Source organism: Arthrobacter sp. AOP36-F1-5 (assembly GCF_058137995.1).
In genome coordinates this window covers 3,224,506-3,241,386 of record NZ_CM176892.1, presented here as the reverse complement: position 1 = coordinate 3,241,386, position 16,881 = coordinate 3,224,506, and the positions used below count along the sequence as shown (strand labels likewise).

The following is a 16,881-nucleotide window of genomic DNA, read 5'->3' as shown; positions in this document are numbered from 1 at the left end:
CCCTTGTGAGTTTGCTCGCCTTCCAACGCCCTTCACCGTGTCGGCGCGGATTTGCGGCGTACTTTGATAGTACGAAGAATTTCACGGAGTGTCGATTCACTCGGAGGGAGCATGGTCATGAGCGTCGCACCGGATCGTCAGCAGCGTGCAACGGGCAGGACGATGCATCTCGGCGAGGACATCCTGCTGGCCCGCCATGGTGATCGCATCATCCAGCTCCGTCAGGATCGCAAGCACGATCTGACCATCGCCCGCCTGCAGGGCGGACGCACCGACTGGGCCGCCAACACGCTGGCCGGGCTCACCGAACGCGTCCCCGAATCCCCGGCGATGCGGATGGGGCGTCTGGCCGATGATTTCAAGACGGACAAACTCCCCATGCCGAGCGACGAGGTCCGCTTCCTGGCCAAGCTCGGGGTCATCTGGGGCGGCCTTTCGCTGGCCTTGAGCGCCGGGATCCTCTGGCTGACCTACCAGTCCGCCAACCCCGATCTGATGCAGTCGATGATGGGCGCCACCGGCTCCTAGCCCTGGTGCTGGCCGCAGAGCAGCCCTTTCAACAGCGCTCCAGCTGCGGCCGAAGAGCCTGCGACCTGCCGCGGGGTGTCACCGACGTCGAAGGCGCTCTTCAAGACCGCGGTCGACTCGATGGACCCCGAGTACGGATCGGGAAGCAACATCGCCGGGCTCGGGATGGTGTTCATCCTGGGTATCGCGGTGCTTGCCCTGGGTGTGGTCGTCATGTTCTACATGCGGTGGCGCTACCCGGCCTTCTTCCAGGGGCCACCTTGCGCCGAGCCAAATAGCCCGATGCATGCTAGACTTCTTGATCCGGTCGTAATCCGCCAACGCCCGCCGACGGGACTCGGAGAGGTCCTCGAGGGGCTCGGGATAGTCGGGAAGTGCTGCGTCCGGGACCCAGCGGGAGACATACCGGCCATTCGCGTCGAAGCGCTTGGCTTGGGTTTGCGGGTTGAAGATCCGGAAGAACGGTGAAGCATCGGCGCCGGAACCGGCCACCCATTGCCAGTTCGCCGGGTTGGACGCCTGATCGGCATCCACCAGGGTCTCCCAGAACCATTGTTCCCCGACCTGCCAATGCACCCCCATGTTCTTGGTCAGGAAGCTGGCGACCAGCATCCGCACGCGGTTGTGCATCCACCCGGTTTCCCACAGCTGACGCATGCCCGCGTCGACCATGGGCAGCCCGGTGCACCCCGCCTTCCAGGCGTCCACGGGTTCCTCCGAGACGGCCTGCTCGGTGGTCGCCGTCGGGCTGCGGATACCGCGCAGCCGGGCCGGTGTGGCCGACCCGGGTTCCGTCGGCCATCTCCAGTCGAAGCCGTCGAAGACCCGCCGTAGGTTCGCTTGGGCCAATTCCGGGTGGTGGAAGAGCTGATGCCAGCAGAACTCGCGCCATCCCACCTGCCGCAGAAAGGCCGCAGCGCCAGCCGTGCTCGGGCCGGGAGCCTCGGAGAGGGCATGCCAGAGTTGGAAGGGGCTGATGTGTCCCCAGCGAAGATACGGCGACAGTCGACTGGTGCCGGCGATGCCCGGGAAATCATGCCCCTCTTCGTAGTCGGCCACGGCCTCCTCGCTGAACTCCTCCAGCAAGCGCCAGGCGGCGGCCTCTCCGGGGCTCCAATGGGTCGCGAGTTTTTCCGGCCAGGTGGAACCGGCAGGAACCAGTGTCCAGGTAGCCAGATCGTCCGAACCGATTGCGGGGATCTCCTTTCCCGGCCGCGGATCACGTGGGTTGGCGCCAACTGACGGGGCTTCCATCGGGTGTCGGAAGTCCAGTTTCTTGAGCTGGTTCCAAAACGGCGTGAAGACCCGGTACTGCCCGCCCTGACCGGTGGTGACCTTCCACGGTTCGTGAAGGAGCGAGGCCTGGAAGCTCTCGGCATGGACTCCGGCGACCCGACTGTTCTCCTTGACCGCCGTATCCACTACCCGTTCTGGTTCCCAGTACCTGCGGTTCCAATAGATGCTCTCCGGGTTCAGCTCCTGCACCAGAGCCGACATGACCGTGGCCGCCGGGCCACGGCGCAACACCAATTGGATGCCCCGGTCCGCGAGATCGCTGTGCAGACCGGTCAAGGCCTGATGCAGCCACCAGCGGGCGGCCCCACCCAGTGGGCGCAGCCCCTCGGATTCCTCGTCGAGGATGTAGACGGCCACGACCCCGCCGTCGTGGGTGGCCGCTAGGAGGGCGGGGTTGTCGGCGAGGCGTAGGTCGTCGCGAAACCACATGATCGAACTCATCGGATCCCCACATACCAGATCAGCAGCATGGTCACGCAGAACCCTGTGAAGTAGTTCAACCACAAAAAGCGGCGCCATCCACGGTTGGCGACCCCCGATCCGGCATCGTCAACACGCAGGAACTGCAGGACGTTGGCCGCATACGGCAAGGCCAACAGCCCGGCCAGGGGCCCGGGCCAAGCACTGGCTAGCATCAACAGTCCGGCGGCAACATAGGCAGCGGCAGCGGCGACGACGGTCGGGCGGGCGCCGAGCACGGTGCCCACCGAGCCCAGGCCCGCCTCACGGTCCGGGACGATGTCCTGCACCGACCCGAAGGCATGACTGGCCATCCCCCAAAGGAAGTAGGCCGCCAAAAGACACCACAGCCCGGGGGTGAAGGTGGCCCCGGCCAGGACCAGCCCGTACAGGGCAGGGGAGACGAAGTGGATGCTGGAGGTGGCCGAATCCAGGAAGGGGCGTTCCTTGAACCGGAACACCGGGGCGCTGTACGCATAGACGGCGAACAAGGACACCAGCAGGACCAGGTTGGCGGGCCAACCGCCCTGCGTGGCCAGGGCAAGGACGAAGGGCAGCGCGAACAACGCCGAGGCCCACAGGATCGTCCGGTGCCGGGTTCGATCCACCACCGCCCCTTCGGCCCCGCCCTTGCGGGGGTTCAGCAGGTCCGATTCGTAGTCGAAGACGTCGTTGATCCCATACATCGCCAGGTTGTACGGCAGCAGGAAGAACAGTGTCCCCACCGCCAGGATCCAGTCGATGCCACCGGTGGCCAGCAGGTAGGCAGCCGCGAACGGGTAGGCGGTGTTGACCCACGAGACGGGGCGGGAGGTGGCAATGAGGTCCTTCATGGGTCCTTTCGGGGACGGGGATCCAACAGCAACCAAGCCGAAGGCAGCAGGATGGCGGCCCCCAGAGGATAGGCGAAGTCCTCCAACGGAGCCAGACCGACCCTCGGCCCGGCCAGCGTCTCGGAGGAGTAGTCGAAAAGCCCTGAGCCGATCATGACGTTGTCGAAGACTGCCGTCAGGATCAACAGGGCGAAGACACCGACCAACATCGCCGTCATCCGACGGCGATCCAGCCGACGGGCCAGGATGGCCCAGAGCAGTGTCAGCAGGGACAGTCCCAGAAAGAAGTAGTTCAGTTCCAGATAGCTCACGAGCCCACCGGTCCTTCCTGCACGGTGGCCCGGTGGCCCGTCTTGTCCCGGAACAGGTGGCGAAGCCAGGCAACGCATCCGGTGAACGCGATCATGGTCTGGTAGCTCAGGAACAGCAGGAAGACCGGCTCCTCCAGGGGAAGCTGGTCGGCCAGCATGATGCCGGTCATCAAGGGGGAGTCGCGGTGCAGGAAGATGCCCGCGGCGATGGCCCATAGATCCCAACTCAGGAAATAGACGATGCCCAGGGCCAGGACGAGAGCCGCCTTCCAGGGGCGGGACCAGAAGAACAGGCCGAAGCGGGCATCGAGCAGCGTCATGCAGCCGAGCAGGAACAACAGGATCAGCAGATAGGTCATGCCGTTCTCGCCGGGGATTCGGCATTCGCCCTGATCGTTCGAGGCCCGGGCACCGGCAACGCGCCCCGGAACGTCTGCCCGCGGATGGCCTTGAGGACCAGTTCGGCGCTGATCATGCACATGGGGACGCCGATGCCGGGGCGGACGGAACTTCCGGCATAAAACAGACCGTCTACCTTGGCGCTGCGGATCCCCGGTCGCAGAAAGGCGCTCTGGCGCAAGGTATGGGCAGCACCCAGTGCGCTGCCCTTCCAGGCATTGAAGTTCTCCACGAAATCCCCGGGACCGTAGCTGCGCCGTACGACGATCCGCTCACGCAGGTCGGGGATCTCCGCCCAGTCGGCGAGCTGGTCGATGGCGGCGTCGGCCACCCGTTCCACCATGGGCGCCCCGGTGCCGTCGGCGCCACCGGCACCCCAGGCCTCAACGGCCGGGGAAGGGACGAGGATGAAAAGGTTCTCGTGCCCGGCCGGGGCAACGCCGGGATCGGTTTCGCTGGGTTTGCAGACGTAGATCGATGTCTGCGCGGCCAGGTCCTCCCCGGCGTCGATCCGGCCGAAGTTCTCCCGCCAGTCGGCGGTGAAGAGCAGGTTGTGGTGGACCAGCTCGTCGAGGTTTCCGCGGATCCCCAGGCACACCAGTACCGCACTGGGGCCCGGGTCGCGCCGCCGCCACATCCGTTCGGGGTGGCTCTGCCTTCCGGGCGGGAGCAGAGCGGTTTCGACATGGTGCAAATCGGTGGCGGCCACCACGTCGGTGGCCTGGATTACCTGCCGGGCCCCGGCGGCATCGGAGTATTCCACGGTATCGACCACGCCACGCCGGCGGGACCCGTCACGGGTGGTGATCCGTTGCGCGGTGGCGTCGGTGATGATCGTGACGCCTGCGGCGCGTGCGTTGGCCTCCATGGCATCGACGAGGGCGGCGAATCCGCCCTTAGGGTAGAGGACGCCGTCGGCGAGATCCAGGTGGCTCATCAGGTGATACATCGCCGGCGCCTTGAAGGGGGTGGTCCCCAGGAAGACCGCGGGGTATCCGAGCAACTGGCGTTGGCGCGGGTCGCGGAACCTTGCGCTGATGAAGGCGTTGAGGTTCGTGGCCAGCAGCCGGGCCATGTCCACCCCGTGGCGGAGCACCGTGGGGTGGGCCAGCCCCGCCAAGGTGCGGAAGTCGTCGTAGAGGAAGTGCTTCTTGGCCAGCGAGTAGGTCAGTTCCGCTGACTCGAGATAGGACCGCAGCTTCTGCCCGGACCCGGGATCCATGGACTCGAAAAGTGCCTCGACGTCGGCTCGGCCGGTGCGCACGTCCACCGGCTCCTGGTACCCCTCGAAGAAGGTGCGGTAGGCGGGGGCGAGCTTCACGAGGTCGAGTTGCTCGTCGGCACTGGTTCCCATGAGCCGGAACCAGTGGTCGATGACCTCGGGCATGAGGTACCAGGAGGGGCCGGTATCGAAGGTGAAGCCGTCGACCGCATGGCGTCCGGCCCGTCCTCCGAGATATTCCCCGCGTTCCAAAAGCGTGACGTCGTGACCGTCGCGGGCCAATAGGCCAGCGGTGGCCAGCCCCGCGATGCCGCCACCGATGACCACGATCCTGCGGGTTGCTTCGCCCGGGGTGGAAGGGGGCCCGGTGGTGGGCACCGAGTCGCCGGTACCGTGCCGGCTTCGTCGCGTGGAGCGGGCGGCGGGGTCGTAATAGCGTCGTGCGGCACGACGTCGGAATGAAGTCCAGCTCATCAAACTGCCTTTGCCTTGCGCGGGGACCGTGCTGCGATGGCACGCAGCGCGATCGAAGCTTTCTCGGCTCCCGGGACCCGGATCCTGCGTTGGAGCAGGTGCTCTGCGGGAGCTGCGTCGAGCCGATCGACCAGGGCCACGAACAGCCCGTGGGCCAAGCCAACGGCCCGCCGGGCGCCGGGGGCCAAAAGGGGAAGGCCCGCCTGCGCTTCGATGAGTTCCGAGCGGATCTGGGCGATCAAATGGTCCTTGGCCGCCTCGTCGAGGGGCGCGGTGCCGGAGGCGGCAACGTAGTTGCGTCCCAGTTCCTCGCCGTCGGCCGCCAGATCGCGCAGGAAGTTGACTTTCTGGAAGGCTGATCCGAGGCTGCGTGCCGCCCGTTCCAGTTCCTGGTCGTGGCCCTTGCTGGCTCCGGGCATGGTCTGGAAGACGCGCAGGCACATCAGTCCCACCACCTCGGCGGAACCATAGATGTATTCCTCCAATGAGTCGGCATCATGCCGGGTGACCGTCAGGTCGGCTCGCATCGACGCAAAGAACGGTTGTGTCAGGCTCGCCTGGATCCCGCAGTCCCGGGCCGTGCCGGCGAAGGCGTGGACCACCAGGTTGGTGCTGTACCCCGACAGCATCGCCAGCTCGGTCTCCTGTTCGAGGCGGTTCAATTGCTCGCCCACGGCGACGACATCCAGACCGGCGGCAGCCGCTGCGCCGTCCACCACTTCGTCGGCGACACGAACCAACGCATAGATGTTCTCGATGTCCCGGCGGGCCCGGGGGCCCAGCATCCGGCAGGCGAGACCGAACGAGGAGGAATAGCGGGAAATCACGACGCCGGCACTTCGGCCGGCCGCGTCGGAGTATTTGGAGAGGTCCTCGATGCTCATGACTACTTCTTCCGATTCAGGACATGTTCGCCGATCGTGGCGAGCTCGTCGAGGATCGCCGGAGTCAGCTCGAGACCCCGTGCCTCGTTCAAGGCGGAGGTGACCAACTTCGACGCGAGGGCCCGGGCCCGGGGTTCGGCGCCGCTATCGGCCAACGCCGAACGCACCTCCTCGATGCCGGCACGACCGGCAGCGTAGGCATCCCGGGCGTAGCGGAACCCGTGGTGGCCTTCCGCCTGGGCCGTCAGCACGGTGCGTTTGCCCGAGCGTAGGTCCGAGTCGATGGACTTGCCGGTCTCCTGGGGGTTCCCGAAGGTCCCCAGGACGTCGTCGATGATCTGGTAGGCGGTTCCCAGGTTCCGGCCCAACCCGCCCAACCGTGCCGCCAGACGTGGCGGCGCGCCAGCGAGCAACGCCCCGGCTTGCAGCGGGGCTTCGAAGGAGTAGATGGCGGTCTTGAGCCGTTCCATGTTCAGCACATCGGATTCAGGTGTCCTGGCCGGGGAGAGGGAGAACACCAGGTCATCGAGTTCCCCGGCGGCTGAAGCCAGGAGCGCGGAATGCACCACGTCGAGGATGGTGCGGGCGTTCGGGGAGCCGGCCGAGGCCAAGGCCGCCAGGCGAATGGAACCAGCCAGCTGGATGTCGCCGGCGATGATGGAGGCTGAATGTCCTGCATGTTCGGCGGTCCCCGACGCATGTCCATGGGCCAGTGCATCGTCGCGATACCCGGCTCCCAGGGTCGGGACACCGCGACGGACGAAATCACGGTCGATGACGTCGTCGTGCATCAGCAAGGCGGCGTGAAGCATTTCGAATCCGGCACCGAGTGTGGCTGCTGCCTCGAGATCCCGGCCTCCAAAGGCCCGGAAGGCGACGTGGACCAGGTGGGGTCGCGTCCGCTTGCCGCCGTGCAGGGTGGCTTCCAGTCGCCGGCACAAGGCGTCGTAGTTCCGTGAGTTCAACCCCGGTGCCGCACGGTCCGCCCGTTGCTCCGCATCGAGTATTCGTTGCACCATCTCGTCGAAGGAGGGGGAGGCCTCCTGGGGCGAAGGCGCCATGCCGGTTGATTCAGGAGGCGGCCTCGTGCACACGCTTCCGGATGAGCCTGCGTGTTTCCACTCATGGAGTTCGGTACTCATGTCCCATCCTCCGTCTTCTTCGCCTTTGCGGTGGGGCCGGCGGTGGTGGGTCCGCCGGTTTCCTCCGACTGCTCCTGGTGTTCCTGGGCCATCGCGTCGATCCGTTCCTGTACGGCATCCGCTGCTCCCTGCAGATAGCGGGTGACGGCCTGCTGTTCCTTGTCGTCCATCTCCCGCACCAGGGAGTCGGTTTTCAGGATCATCGGCATGAGTTGCGCCATGGCCTCGCGTACCGAGGAGTCGGTGGGTTTGACCAGGACCCCGCGGCGGTCGGTGGGGTGGGGGACGCGTTCGGCATGGCCCGCTTTTTCCAGCCGGTCGATGACGCTGGTGATGGCCGCCGTGGTCAGGTGGAGGGCCCCAGCCAATTTCGAGGGTGTCAGCGGCCCCAGCTGCATGAGTTGTTGCATGGCCTGGAAATCGGTGTCGTTTGTTTTCAGGTGCATCCGCATGCGGTATTCCATGACGTCATTGAGCACCAGGATCCTGCGCAGGTGCACTGATGCCGGGTGCATTCGGCTCGCCGGGGAGGTGGGTTGCTCATTCTCTGCCATGGGTCCAGCCTTACTTGATAATAAGAAAATCTAGCTACATACTTGTGCATGAATCACCATTTGTCGAGTGCGACTCCTCTGGAGACGATGAAGCAGGAGCGAAGAATGCCGACCACGACAGCACGCTCGGGCACCCTGGCCCCATTGCTGACGGCTGCCGCCATGGCCTTGGCCATCGCCGGGGCCTTCCTCGGAAGCGGCGCCGTGGTCGGGACGTCGGTGCAGGATGTGGCGGACGGCTGGCTGTCAGCGGATGGCACCATCCTGGCACCGGGGTCGGGTGCCTTTTCGATCTGGAGCATCATCTATCTCGGCCTCCTGCTCTACGCCGTGGTCCAGTTCCTGCCCTCCCGGCGGGATGATGCCCTTCACCGCAAGCTCCGAGGATGGGCGGCGGCGTCCGGCCTGCTCAACGCCCTGTGGCTCGGGGTGGTCCAACTGGGATGGTTGGGGGTCAGCGTGGTGGTGATCTTCGCCCTTTTGGCCACGCTGTGCGTCATCCTGGTGATCCTGCGGCGCACCCCGGAGTCCAATCTGCTGGACCGGGTTGTTCTCGGTGGCACGTTTGGCCTCTATCTGGGGTGGGTGTCGGTGGCCGCAGTGGCCAACGTCTCGGCCTTGCTGGCCTCCTCCGGGTTCACGGGTTTCGGGCTTCCGGTGCCGGTCATCGCCGGTGCCGTCCTACTGGTGGTCGCAGCGATCGGCGTGGGAACCGCGGTGTACTCGCGCGGTCGGCTGGGACCCGGTGTGGCGCTGGCGTGGGGATTGGTCTGGATCACCGTCGGCCGCAGCGACGGCGGGCTGGAATCCACCCCCGTGGCCGTCACTGCGGCCAGTGCCGCAGCCCTCGTCCTGGTAGCCGTCGTGGCGGCACGACTGGTCACGCACGGGCCGGCAGCCGAGGTCGCGCGGTCGTGACAGCTGTTCGTTGAACCACCAGTTTTCAAGAGCACCACCGACGAAGGAGAAGCAGATGAGCCGCATTGCCGTGGCCGGAGCCACCGGATACGTCGGGGGCCGGTTGGTTCCGCTATTGCTGGAACGGGGGCACACCGTGCGGGTGCTGACCCGCAATCCCGCCAAGCTCCGCGATATTCCGTGGGCCCATCAGGTGGAAGTCGTCGAAGGGGCCCTCGAGGACGCCCGGGCCGCGCAGCAGCTGGTCGAGGGGGTCGACGTCATGATGTATCTGGTGCACTCCATGGGTGGGGACGCCTCCTTCGAACGAATCGAGCGTAGCTGTGCGCTCAACGTGGCCCAGGCCGCGCGCGAAGCTGGTCTGAAGCGGATTGTCTACCTCTCCGGGCTCCACCCCGAAGGTGAGCTCAGCCGCCATCTGGCCTCCCGCAAGGAGGTGGGTGAGATCCTCTCCACCTCGGGAACCCCAACGGTGGTCTTGCAAGCCGGACTACTGATCGGCTCAGGATCCGCCAGCTTCGAAATGGTCAGGCACCTCACCGACGTCCTGCCGGTCATGCCCGCGCCCCGCTGGGTGAGGAACCGGGTCCAACCCATCGCCGTCCGGGACGCGCTCTACTATCTGGTCAATGCCGCCGAGTTGCCCAAAGGGGCCGCCGGAACCTTCGATATCGGCGGGCCCGACGCCCCGACCTATTCGGAGATGATGCGCGGTTATGCCAAGGTCGCGGGTCTGCGCCAACCCTGGGTGATTGCGCTGCCCGTGCTCACCCCGTGGCTCGCCGGCCAGTGGGTCAATCTGGTCACGCCCATTCCCCGCGCACTGGCCATCCCGCTGGTGGAGTCGTTGCAGCATGACTGCGTGGTGAAGGACCGGCGCATCGATGATCTGATTTCTCCTCCCGAGGGCGGCCTGACCGGCTATGAGCGGTCGGTGGAGTTGGCTCTGATCAAGATCGAGGCGGGGGCCGTGGAGACGTCCTGGGCCAATGCCGAAGTACTGGCGGAGCCGGCCGAACCCTTGCCGAGTGACCCGGAATGGGCCCGGCGGACCGTTTTCACCGACGACCGGGAACGGGCCTCCGACGCTTCCCCCGAGCAGGTGTGGAAGGTCATCGAGGGCATCGGTGGCGATAACGGCTGGTACTCCATGCCCCTGGCCTGGTCGGTCCGTGGCTGGATGGACAAGCTGGCCGGTGGTGTCGGGCTGCGTCGTGGGCGCAGGAGTCAAACGAACCTCATGCTCAATGACGTCGTTGATTGGTGGCGCGTCGAGGCCATCGAGCCCGGGAAGTCACTGCTGTTGCGCGCCGAGATGAAGGTGCCCGGTGGCGCCTGGCTGGAGTTGAGGGTCGAGCCGGCGCCCGGGGGCGGAAGCATGTACCGTCAGCGGGCGATCTTCTTCCCCCGCGGCTTATGGGGTCGGCTCTATTGGCTGGGGGTTCTGCCCTTCCATGGGGTCATCTTCAAGAGCATGGTGGACCGCGTGGTCCGCGCAGCGCATCAACGCTCCGGGGCCTGAAACCCACTGCCTTTCGACGGATCAGGGTTCGTGGAGCAGGCCGGTGGTGCGGTAGGGGATGACCTCACGCAGGAACATCGACGTCGAGGTGCGCGTGATGCCCGGGCAGAAACGGATGACCTCACTGACCCGGTACAGGTCATCCGGGTCCGAGGCCACGACCCGGATGAGCAGGTCGGTGTCACCGGCCGGCGCGAAGCATTCGAGCACCTCGGGAATGTCCCGCAACGCAGCGATCGCCTCGTCCAGCTTGGACTGGTCCAATTCCGCGGAGACGGAGGCGGAGACCCCGCGGCCCAGGGCGGCAGGGGTGACGCGACTGCTGTTGGGACGCAAGGCACCCGAGGCTGCCAGCTTCTCGAGGCGGGATTGTACGGTCCCACGAGCCAGGCCCAGCCGCTGGGCCAGCATCATGATCGGGATGCGCGGGTCCTGGTCCATGGCGGCCAGGATGCGGCGATCCGTGGTGTCGAGTTGATATCGCTCGGGTGTCACCCGGTGCTCCTTTGCTGGGGTGCTGCGGATGGCCTCGGCCGGATGCCGGTCAAAATGACCAACGTTCTCCGCGAACGGAATCCAAGAGTAGTCATATTGATCAATCAAAATCAATACTGTTGCGCGGTCTGACCGGCGAATGGTCTATTGATGAGAGGAACTGGGCAATGCCACAAGCATTCGAAGGTCAGGTTGACGGTTCGGCGGCACCACCAGCGCTTCCGGAACGGTACGGCCCAAGAAGCCCCGCAACCAATAGTCCACTACGAGTATGGCCCGCGAGATTCCCCCAGAGGGAATCCTGCGGGCCTACGTGACGTGACCCCTGATTGTCCCCACGTGCTCCTAATGACTGGAAACGACGTCAAACACGGGCTAACTTCGAGATATGAGATTCATGCGTCTGGAAGACGTCGCCGAGGAGTTGAGCGTGAACATGCCCCAGGTTCGTTCGCTGGTCCGTAGCGGCGAGCTCCCCGCCATCAAGGTCGGCGGGCGGGGCGTCTGGCGCGTGGAGCGCAGCGAACTCGAGGCCTATATCGAGCGTCAATATGTCGCCACCCGCGAAGGGCTCAAACAGGACGGTGGCATCACCAGTGATGGAAGCCGCTAGGGGCAGCAAGCTCCCCGCCGTCGTCCCCTCGACGCTGCAGACCCCCGAGGTCCTGATCGACCTCGATATCCTTCGCCGGAACATCGACGCGCTGGGGCGGGCCGTTTCCGCACGGGGACAGCGACTGCGTCCCCATGCCAAAACCCATAAGATCCTGCAGATCGCGGCCATGCAGCGGGCCGCCGGAGCAACCGGACTCACCGTAGCGACCCTCGGGGAGGCCGAGGTCTTCGCCGACGCCGGCGTGGAGGACCTGTTCATCGCCTATCCGCTCTGGGTGGGCGAGCCGATGGCACCCCGATTGGCGGCACTGGCCCGACGGACCCGGTTGCGCGTCGGCGTCGATTCCCTCGAAGGAGCACGGAACCTGGCCTCCCGACTGGGCGAGGAAGCAGCTACGGCCGGCATCATGATCGAACTCGACAGCGGACACCACCGCAGCGGCGCGGATCCGCAGGAGGCCGCGTCCGTTGCCGTGGCGGCCCGCGAGGCCGGGCTGCGCATCGTGGGCTTGTTCACCTTCCCCGGGCACAGCTATGGCCCCGGCGCCTCCGCGGGCGCCGTGGACGACGAATCCCGGGTTCTGCGTCAGGCCGCCGGTTCGCTGCGGGCCGCCGGCTTCGAAGGGTTGGAGCTCAGTGGCGGTTCAACCCCGACGGCCTATGCCTCGGAGCCCGGCGCGGCCACCGAGGTCAGGCCCGGGGTCTATGTGTTCAACGATGCCCAGCAGCTGGAAATGGGCCACTGCGACGTCGGGGACATCGCGTTGACGGTCGCGGCAACGGTCGTCTCCCGGCGGGACCGCCCCGAGGGCGGTGGGCAGGTGGTGCTCGATGCCGGGTCGAAGGTCCTCGGAGGGGACCGCCCCGCCTGGGCCACCGGATTCGGGCGGATCCTGGGTGCCCCACGGGCGCATGTCTCGGCACTATCGGAGCACCACGGGACCGTGGAGTACCCGGCGGGAAGTCGGCTTCCGGGCCATGGGGAGGTCCTGCAGGTCATCCCGAACCACGTGTGCCTCGTGCCGAATCTCGTGGATGCGGTGACGGTGGTCCGGCGGAAGGACGGCAGGACCGGTCCGGAGGCCGGTTACGACATAGTCGACCGCTGGATCGTGGCTGCGCGCGGCCGCAATAGCTGAGCCGGGGCCGGCATGTTTTGTGTTGACCCCTTGGAGTGCGTTAAGCTGACGGAAGTGGTATCAGCGTGTGATTTCATGCGCGCGGGGCTTTAGCTCAGTTGGTAGAGCGTTTCGTTCGCAATGAAAAGGTCGGGGGTTCGATTCCCCCAAGCTCCACCACAGCGGAGTCCAGCCGGGTGTCACCCCGACTGGACTCTTTTTCTGCCCTTCGGCCGACCGGGTCCCGGGCTTCCAATGAGTTCACCTGCGGCTCCTGCCAGCTGGTTCGCCGCCGCCCACGGCTGGCCCGTGGGAAGGACGGCCAGGCATAATGCCTCGCCCGCGAAGTCGCAGGCAGCACCGCAGAAGATCCGGGCCATGGTTTCCCTGCCGCCGACCGGTGAAGCACCCGACCCTGCCCCCGTGGAGCCGAACCGCCTACGATGGAACCACCGTGCGATGTTGCACGCAGGACGGATGCGCTGAAGGGAGCCGAGCTGGCATGAGCAGCGAAGCCTATATCTATGACGCCGTGCGCACCCCGCGCGGTCGCGGTCGCCAGGGGGCCCTGCACGGGACCAAACCGATTTCGCTGGTCACCGGTCTGATCGATGCCCTGCGTGAACGCAATCCGGGGCTGGATGAATCACGCATCGACGATCTCATCCTCGGGGTGGTCACCCCGATCGGCGACCAGGGGGCCGACATCGCCCGGATCGCGGCCATCGCCGCCGGACTTCCGGACACCGTCGGCGGATTCCAACTCAACCGGTTTTGTGCCTCCGGACTGGAGGCCGCCAATCTTGCCGCCGCGAAGGTCCGCTCCGGCTGGGAACATCTGGTCATCGCCGGCGGCGTCGAATCCATGTCCAGGGTCCCCATCGGCTCCGACGGCGGGGCCTGGGCCTTCGACCCGGCCACCAGCTTCGACACCTCCTACGTCCCGCAGGGGATCAGCGCCGACCTCATCGCCACGATCGAAGGCTTCGACCGCAGGACCGTGGACGCCTTCGCCGCCAGATCACAGCAACGGGCTGCCGCGGCGTGGGACCACGGGTACTTCGAGCGGTCGATCGTGCCGGTGAAGGACCAGAACGGGGTGGCCGTCCTGGACCACGACGAGCATCTGCGCCGCGGGACCACCGTGGACACGCTGGCCTCGATCCGTCCCGCCTTCGCCCGGATGGGCACCGATGGCGGCTTCGATGCCGTCGCGCTGGAAAAATACCATTGGGTCCCGGAGATCGACCACGTCCATACCGGGGGCAACTCCTCGGGCATCGTCGACGGGGCCGGTCTGGTCCTGATCGGCTCCGAAACCGTGGGCGAGGACCTGGGGCTGAGCCCGCGGGCGCGTATCACCGCAGCCGCGGTCTCCGGAGCGGATCCGACGGTCATGCTCACCGGCCCCACCCCCGCCACCCGCAAGCTGTTGGCCACCGCGGGGTTGGGCCCCGAGGACATCGACCTGTGGGAGATCAACGAGGCCTTCGCCGCCGTCGCACTCAAATACCAGCGTGACTTCGCCATCGCCGACGACCGGCTCAACGTCCACGGTGGCGCCATCGCGATGGGCCACCCCCTCGGTGCCACGGGGGCGATGATCCTGGGCACCATGGTCGATGAACTCGAACGCACCGGGCTCCGCCGTGCGGTGGTCACGTTGTGCATCGGCGGCGGCATGGGCGTCGCCACCCTGATCGAACGCAGCTGAACCGGAGGATGGACATGGAAGAGCAAGAGGCCATTCGCGAGCAGGAGGACGACGCCGGGATCCTCACCTGGATCCTCGATGCCCCCGGACGGACGGTGAACCTGCTCGATGCTGCCTTCATCGCCTCGATGACCCGACGGCTGGATGCCCTCGACGAACGCCGGGCCGCGGACCCCGCCTCCGTCGCCGGAATCATCCTCACCTCGGCGAAGAGCAGTTTCTGCGCCAGCGCCGATCTGGAGGCGATGGCCGCGGCGACCGCCGCGGATGCCCGGACGGTGGATGAGCTGGCCCGGGGGTGGGGCCGGTTGCTGCGCCGCCTGGAAACGACCGGGGTCCCCGTCGTGGCCGCACTGAACGGGGCGGCCATCGGCGGCGGCCTGGGGCTGGCCTTGGCCACCCACCACCGCATCGCCGTGGACGCCCCCGGCAACAGGTTCGGTCTGCCCGAAGTCGATTTCGGGATCTGCCCGGGCGCCGGAGGCGTCCTGCGCACCACCCGGCTGCTCGGCATCGAACGCGCCCTGGACGAACTGCTGCTCAGCGGAACCATCGTGGGCGCCCGGGACGGGCTCCAACTGGGCATCATCGACGAGTCGCTCGAGACCGAGGAACACCTGCTGCCGGCAGCACGACGGTGGATCCGGGAGCATCCCGTGGCGCGCCAGCCCTGGGACGCCGAGGGCTACGTCTTTCCCGACGGGGCACCGCAGGTTCCCACCGGACCCGGCCGGAACGCGTTGACCGAGATCCTGCAGTTCCTGCCCGCCCGACTGCGCGGCCGCCCGGACGCGCTGCACAACCCGGCGCCACGCGCCATCCTCGCCGCCGCCGTGGAAGGGGCACAGGTCGACGTGGAGACAGCCACCGCCATCGAGGCCCGCTACTACACGCAGACCGTCGTTTCGCCGGTCTCCACGGCGATGATCGGCCTGCGGCACACCGACCGCAAGGCGGCCGGACGCCAGGCCATCGACGCGACCACCGGTGCCGTTCCCGATGCGGTGACCTCCGCCGCTGCCCAGACTCCTGCCGCCGCGGGAACCGCTGCGGTGGCGGACGACGAAGTCGGCGAGGATGCGCGGATGAGCGCCCCGGAAATGGCCCGGCGGATGGGAGCGGACCTCCTGGCGGCCGCCCGGGACACCGCACGGGACCTGGTGGTCGGGGGGATGTCAGCCATCTCCGTTGAACGGGCCGCCGAGAAGGCGGGGCTGGCGTCCCCGCTGTTCCAGGCCGTGGTCGAAAGCCTGCAGGAGCCGCCCCGCCGGGACGCCATCGCCCCGGCCCCCGAAGGAGGGCAGGAGGCCCCCGGGCTGTCCACCGATCCGGCCCAGACACGCCTGCTCTCGGCGATGGCCCGGGCCGGACGCAAACACCTGGAGGACCAGGGGCCGGCGATGGCCGCAGCACTGAACATCGCCTCGGTAGATGGTGCCGGATTCCCGGCGTGGACCGGTGGAATCACCCGCTGGCGTGAGGCCTAGAACTCCAGTGACGCCTCGTCGCTGACCGAGAGCGACAACACGGCTGTTTCGATGCCTTCATGGGCTTCGAGCTCACGTTCGAGCCGGCGCATCTGCCGGGCCACGTCCTCCTCCGGATCGTTTCCCACCAGATCCACTTCGGCGACCAGAAAAAGCCGGTCCGGTCCGATGTATTCCAGATGCAGGTAGGTGACCCGCTCGATTTCCCGATGCCGCTGCAGGGCCCGGCCGACCCGCGCCCGGATTTCCGGGGTGGAACTGGCGCCGATCAGGAACAACCGGTTCCTGTCGATGAGCACCAACGCCACGACGGCCAGCAGCACGCCGATGACGATCGAGCCGGCCGCATCCCATCGGGCATCGCCGGTGACCTGGTGGAGGTAGATGCCGGTGCCGGCGGCGAGGAGACCGATCAGGGCGGCGAAGTCCTCCGCCACCACGGCCCGCAGGGTCGTATTGGAGGTCCGCAGCACCAGCTCGAACGTCGAGGTGCCCTGCGCTTGGGCCTTGCGCCGGGCCTGCACCACGGCCTGGGTGAAGGAGGTGCCCTCGATCAGGAAGGCCAGCCCCAGGATGAGGAAGGCGATCCCGGGGGACTCCACGGGGGCCGGGTTGCTGAGTTCCTGGAGCCCGTGCATGATCGAGAAGACGGCGCCGGCGGTGAAGATCCCCACGGCGGCGAACATCGACCAGACGTAGGCTTCCCGCCCGAAACCCAGCGGGTGCCTTGAGTCCTTCGGGCGGGCCGAACGCCGGTCGGCGATGAGCAGGAAGATCTCGTTTCCCGCATCGGCCCAGGAGTGGGCGGCCTCCGCGACCATGGAGGCCGAGCCGGTCACCACGGCAGCCACCGACTTCGCGATCGCCACCAGGATGTTGGCGATGAACGCGATGACCACGGTCATGTTGG

At 66.9% G+C, this 16,881-nt stretch carries 18 protein-coding genes and 1 tRNA gene; 9 read left to right on the top strand and 10 right to left on the bottom strand.

Features of this window, described 5'->3' with window-relative positions:
• Positions 1-117: 117 nt before the first annotated feature.
• Positions 118-528, top strand: a complete 411-nt coding sequence (locus tag AC3ZI9_RS14855; protein WP_444553852.1) for a hypothetical protein — start codon at positions 118-120, stop codon at positions 526-528.
• A gap of 78 nt (positions 529-606) precedes the next feature.
• Here AC3ZI9_RS14855 and AC3ZI9_RS14850 read toward each other — a convergent pair whose 3' ends face one another.
• From AC3ZI9_RS14850 to AC3ZI9_RS14815, 8 genes are all read right to left on the bottom strand, one after another.
• Positions 607-2,265, bottom strand: coding sequence for a cryptochrome/photolyase family protein (locus AC3ZI9_RS14850; RefSeq protein WP_489923715.1), 1,659 nt, complete (start codon positions 2,263-2,265; stop codon positions 607-609).
• Positions 2,262-3,116, bottom strand: coding sequence for a prenyltransferase (locus tag AC3ZI9_RS14845; protein WP_444561144.1), 855 nt, complete (start codon positions 3,114-3,116; stop codon positions 2,262-2,264). The genes AC3ZI9_RS14850 and AC3ZI9_RS14845 overlap by 4 nt, the downstream gene beginning before the upstream one ends.
• Positions 3,113-3,427 (bottom strand): lycopene cyclase domain-containing protein, encoded by a 315-nt coding sequence (locus AC3ZI9_RS14840; protein ID WP_444561145.1) that lies wholly within the window; start codon positions 3,425-3,427, stop codon positions 3,113-3,115. The genes AC3ZI9_RS14845 and AC3ZI9_RS14840 overlap by 4 nt, the downstream gene beginning before the upstream one ends.
• The gene (locus tag AC3ZI9_RS14835; protein WP_444561146.1) at positions 3,424-3,786 is read right to left on the bottom strand and encodes a lycopene cyclase domain-containing protein; all 363 of its coding nucleotides are present in this window, start codon (positions 3,784-3,786) and stop codon (positions 3,424-3,426) included. The genes AC3ZI9_RS14840 and AC3ZI9_RS14835 overlap by 4 nt, the downstream gene beginning before the upstream one ends.
• Complete coding sequence (crtI, locus tag AC3ZI9_RS14830; protein ID WP_489923714.1) at positions 3,783-5,522, bottom strand: phytoene desaturase family protein; 1,740 nt, start codon at positions 5,520-5,522, stop codon at positions 3,783-3,785. Before crtI ends, AC3ZI9_RS14835 begins: the two co-directional genes overlap by 4 nt.
• Positions 5,522-6,406, bottom strand: coding sequence for a phytoene/squalene synthase family protein (locus tag AC3ZI9_RS14825; RefSeq protein ID WP_444553846.1), 885 nt, complete (start codon positions 6,404-6,406; stop codon positions 5,522-5,524). Before AC3ZI9_RS14825 ends, crtI begins: the two co-directional genes overlap by 1 nt.
• Positions 6,407-6,408: 2 nt before the next feature.
• Positions 6,409-7,467 (bottom strand): polyprenyl synthetase family protein, encoded by a 1,059-nt coding sequence (locus tag AC3ZI9_RS14820; RefSeq protein ID WP_489923713.1) that lies wholly within the window; start codon positions 7,465-7,467, stop codon positions 6,409-6,411.
• Between the two features lie 77 nt (positions 7,468-7,544).
• The gene (locus AC3ZI9_RS14815; protein WP_444553844.1) at positions 7,545-8,102 is read right to left on the bottom strand and encodes a MarR family winged helix-turn-helix transcriptional regulator; all 558 of its coding nucleotides are present in this window, start codon (positions 8,100-8,102) and stop codon (positions 7,545-7,547) included.
• A 105-nt stretch (positions 8,103-8,207) separates the two neighbouring features.
• Here AC3ZI9_RS14815 and AC3ZI9_RS14810 point away from each other — a divergent pair, with 105 nt between their 5' ends.
• Together AC3ZI9_RS14810 and AC3ZI9_RS14805 are read left to right on the top strand one after the other, a co-directional pair.
• The gene (locus AC3ZI9_RS14810; protein ID WP_444553843.1) at positions 8,208-9,020 is read left to right on the top strand and encodes a TspO-related membrane protein; all 813 of its coding nucleotides are present in this window, start codon (positions 8,208-8,210) and stop codon (positions 9,018-9,020) included.
• A gap of 55 nt (positions 9,021-9,075) precedes the next feature.
• Positions 9,076-10,542, top strand: coding sequence for an SDR family oxidoreductase (locus AC3ZI9_RS14805; RefSeq protein WP_444553842.1), 1,467 nt, complete (start codon positions 9,076-9,078; stop codon positions 10,540-10,542).
• A 21-nt stretch (positions 10,543-10,563) separates the two neighbouring features.
• Here the strand turns inward: AC3ZI9_RS14805 and AC3ZI9_RS14800 are convergent, their stop codons facing one another.
• On the bottom strand, positions 10,564-11,037 hold the full coding sequence (locus AC3ZI9_RS14800) for an Lrp/AsnC family transcriptional regulator (protein ID WP_444553841.1): 474 nt from the start codon (positions 11,035-11,037) through the stop codon (positions 10,564-10,566).
• Between the two features lie 397 nt (positions 11,038-11,434).
• Here AC3ZI9_RS14800 and AC3ZI9_RS14795 point away from each other — a divergent pair, with 397 nt between their 5' ends.
• The 6 genes from AC3ZI9_RS14795 (at position 11,435) to AC3ZI9_RS14770 (ending at position 15,971) form a co-directional block, all read left to right on the top strand.
• Complete coding sequence (locus AC3ZI9_RS14795) at positions 11,435-11,650, top strand: helix-turn-helix domain-containing protein (protein WP_086994207.1); 216 nt, start codon at positions 11,435-11,437, stop codon at positions 11,648-11,650.
• The gene (locus AC3ZI9_RS14790) at positions 11,637-12,791 is read left to right on the top strand and encodes an alanine racemase (protein WP_444553840.1); all 1,155 of its coding nucleotides are present in this window, start codon (positions 11,637-11,639) and stop codon (positions 12,789-12,791) included. The genes AC3ZI9_RS14795 and AC3ZI9_RS14790 overlap by 14 nt, the downstream gene beginning before the upstream one ends.
• An 83-nt stretch (positions 12,792-12,874) precedes the next feature.
• A tRNA-Ala gene (locus tag AC3ZI9_RS14785) sits at positions 12,875-12,950 on the top strand.
• A 75-nt stretch (positions 12,951-13,025) separates the two neighbouring features.
• Positions 13,026-13,256 carry a hypothetical protein gene (locus AC3ZI9_RS14780; RefSeq protein ID WP_444553839.1) on the top strand — a complete coding sequence of 77 codons (231 nt, stop codon included), beginning with the start codon at positions 13,026-13,028 and terminating at the stop codon, positions 13,254-13,256.
• 16 nt (positions 13,257-13,272) lie between these two features.
• Positions 13,273-14,484 (top strand): acetyl-CoA C-acetyltransferase, encoded by a 1,212-nt coding sequence (locus AC3ZI9_RS14775; RefSeq protein WP_489923712.1) that lies wholly within the window; start codon positions 13,273-13,275, stop codon positions 14,482-14,484.
• 14 nt (positions 14,485-14,498) lie between these two features.
• On the top strand, positions 14,499-15,971 hold the full coding sequence (locus tag AC3ZI9_RS14770) for an enoyl-CoA hydratase/isomerase family protein (protein WP_444566064.1): 1,473 nt from the start codon (positions 14,499-14,501) through the stop codon (positions 15,969-15,971).
• On the opposite strand, the gene AC3ZI9_RS14765 is transcribed toward AC3ZI9_RS14770, so the two are convergent.
• Positions 15,968-16,876, bottom strand: coding sequence for a cation diffusion facilitator family transporter (locus AC3ZI9_RS14765; RefSeq protein WP_444553836.1), 909 nt, complete (start codon positions 16,874-16,876; stop codon positions 15,968-15,970). The genes AC3ZI9_RS14770 and AC3ZI9_RS14765 overlap by 4 nt on opposite strands.
• Positions 16,877-16,881: the final 5 nt, after the last annotated feature.

Excerpts from the sequence above, each read along its gene's own strand:
- AC3ZI9_RS14855 (WP_444553852.1), top strand. The coding sequence starts at position 118 with ATGAGCGTCGCACCGGATCGTCAGCAGCGTGCAACGGGCAGGACGATG.
- AC3ZI9_RS14850 (WP_489923715.1), bottom strand. The coding sequence starts at position 2,265 with ATGAGTTCGATCATGTGGTTTCGCGACGACCTACGCCTCGCCGACAAC.
- AC3ZI9_RS14845 (WP_444561144.1), bottom strand. The coding sequence starts at position 3,116 with ATGAAGGACCTCATTGCCACCTCCCGCCCCGTCTCGTGGGTCAACACC.
- AC3ZI9_RS14835 (WP_444561146.1), bottom strand. The coding sequence starts at position 3,786 with ATGACCTATCTGCTGATCCTGTTGTTCCTGCTCGGCTGCATGACGCTG.
- crtI (WP_489923714.1), bottom strand. The coding sequence starts at position 5,522 with ATGAGCTGGACTTCATTCCGACGTCGTGCCGCACGACGCTATTACGAC.
- AC3ZI9_RS14825 (WP_444553846.1), bottom strand. The coding sequence starts at position 6,406 with ATGAGCATCGAGGACCTCTCCAAATACTCCGACGCGGCCGGCCGAAGT.
- AC3ZI9_RS14820 (WP_489923713.1), bottom strand. The coding sequence starts at position 7,467 with ATGGCGCCTTCGCCCCAGGAGGCCTCCCCCTCCTTCGACGAGATGGTG.
- AC3ZI9_RS14815 (WP_444553844.1), bottom strand. The coding sequence starts at position 8,102 with ATGGCAGAGAATGAGCAACCCACCTCCCCGGCGAGCCGAATGCACCCG.
- AC3ZI9_RS14810 (WP_444553843.1), top strand. The coding sequence starts at position 8,208 with ATGCCGACCACGACAGCACGCTCGGGCACCCTGGCCCCATTGCTGACG.
- AC3ZI9_RS14805 (WP_444553842.1), top strand. The coding sequence starts at position 9,076 with ATGAGCCGCATTGCCGTGGCCGGAGCCACCGGATACGTCGGGGGCCGG.
- AC3ZI9_RS14795 (WP_086994207.1), top strand. The coding sequence starts at position 11,435 with ATGCGTCTGGAAGACGTCGCCGAGGAGTTGAGCGTGAACATGCCCCAG.
- AC3ZI9_RS14790 (WP_444553840.1), top strand. The coding sequence starts at position 11,637 with ATGGAAGCCGCTAGGGGCAGCAAGCTCCCCGCCGTCGTCCCCTCGACG.
- AC3ZI9_RS14780 (WP_444553839.1), top strand. The coding sequence starts at position 13,026 with ATGAGTTCACCTGCGGCTCCTGCCAGCTGGTTCGCCGCCGCCCACGGC.
- AC3ZI9_RS14775 (WP_489923712.1), top strand. The coding sequence starts at position 13,273 with ATGAGCAGCGAAGCCTATATCTATGACGCCGTGCGCACCCCGCGCGGT.
- AC3ZI9_RS14770 (WP_444566064.1), top strand. The coding sequence starts at position 14,499 with ATGGAAGAGCAAGAGGCCATTCGCGAGCAGGAGGACGACGCCGGGATC.
- AC3ZI9_RS14765 (WP_444553836.1), bottom strand. The coding sequence starts at position 16,876 with ATGACCGTGGTCATCGCGTTCATCGCCAACATCCTGGTGGCGATCGCG.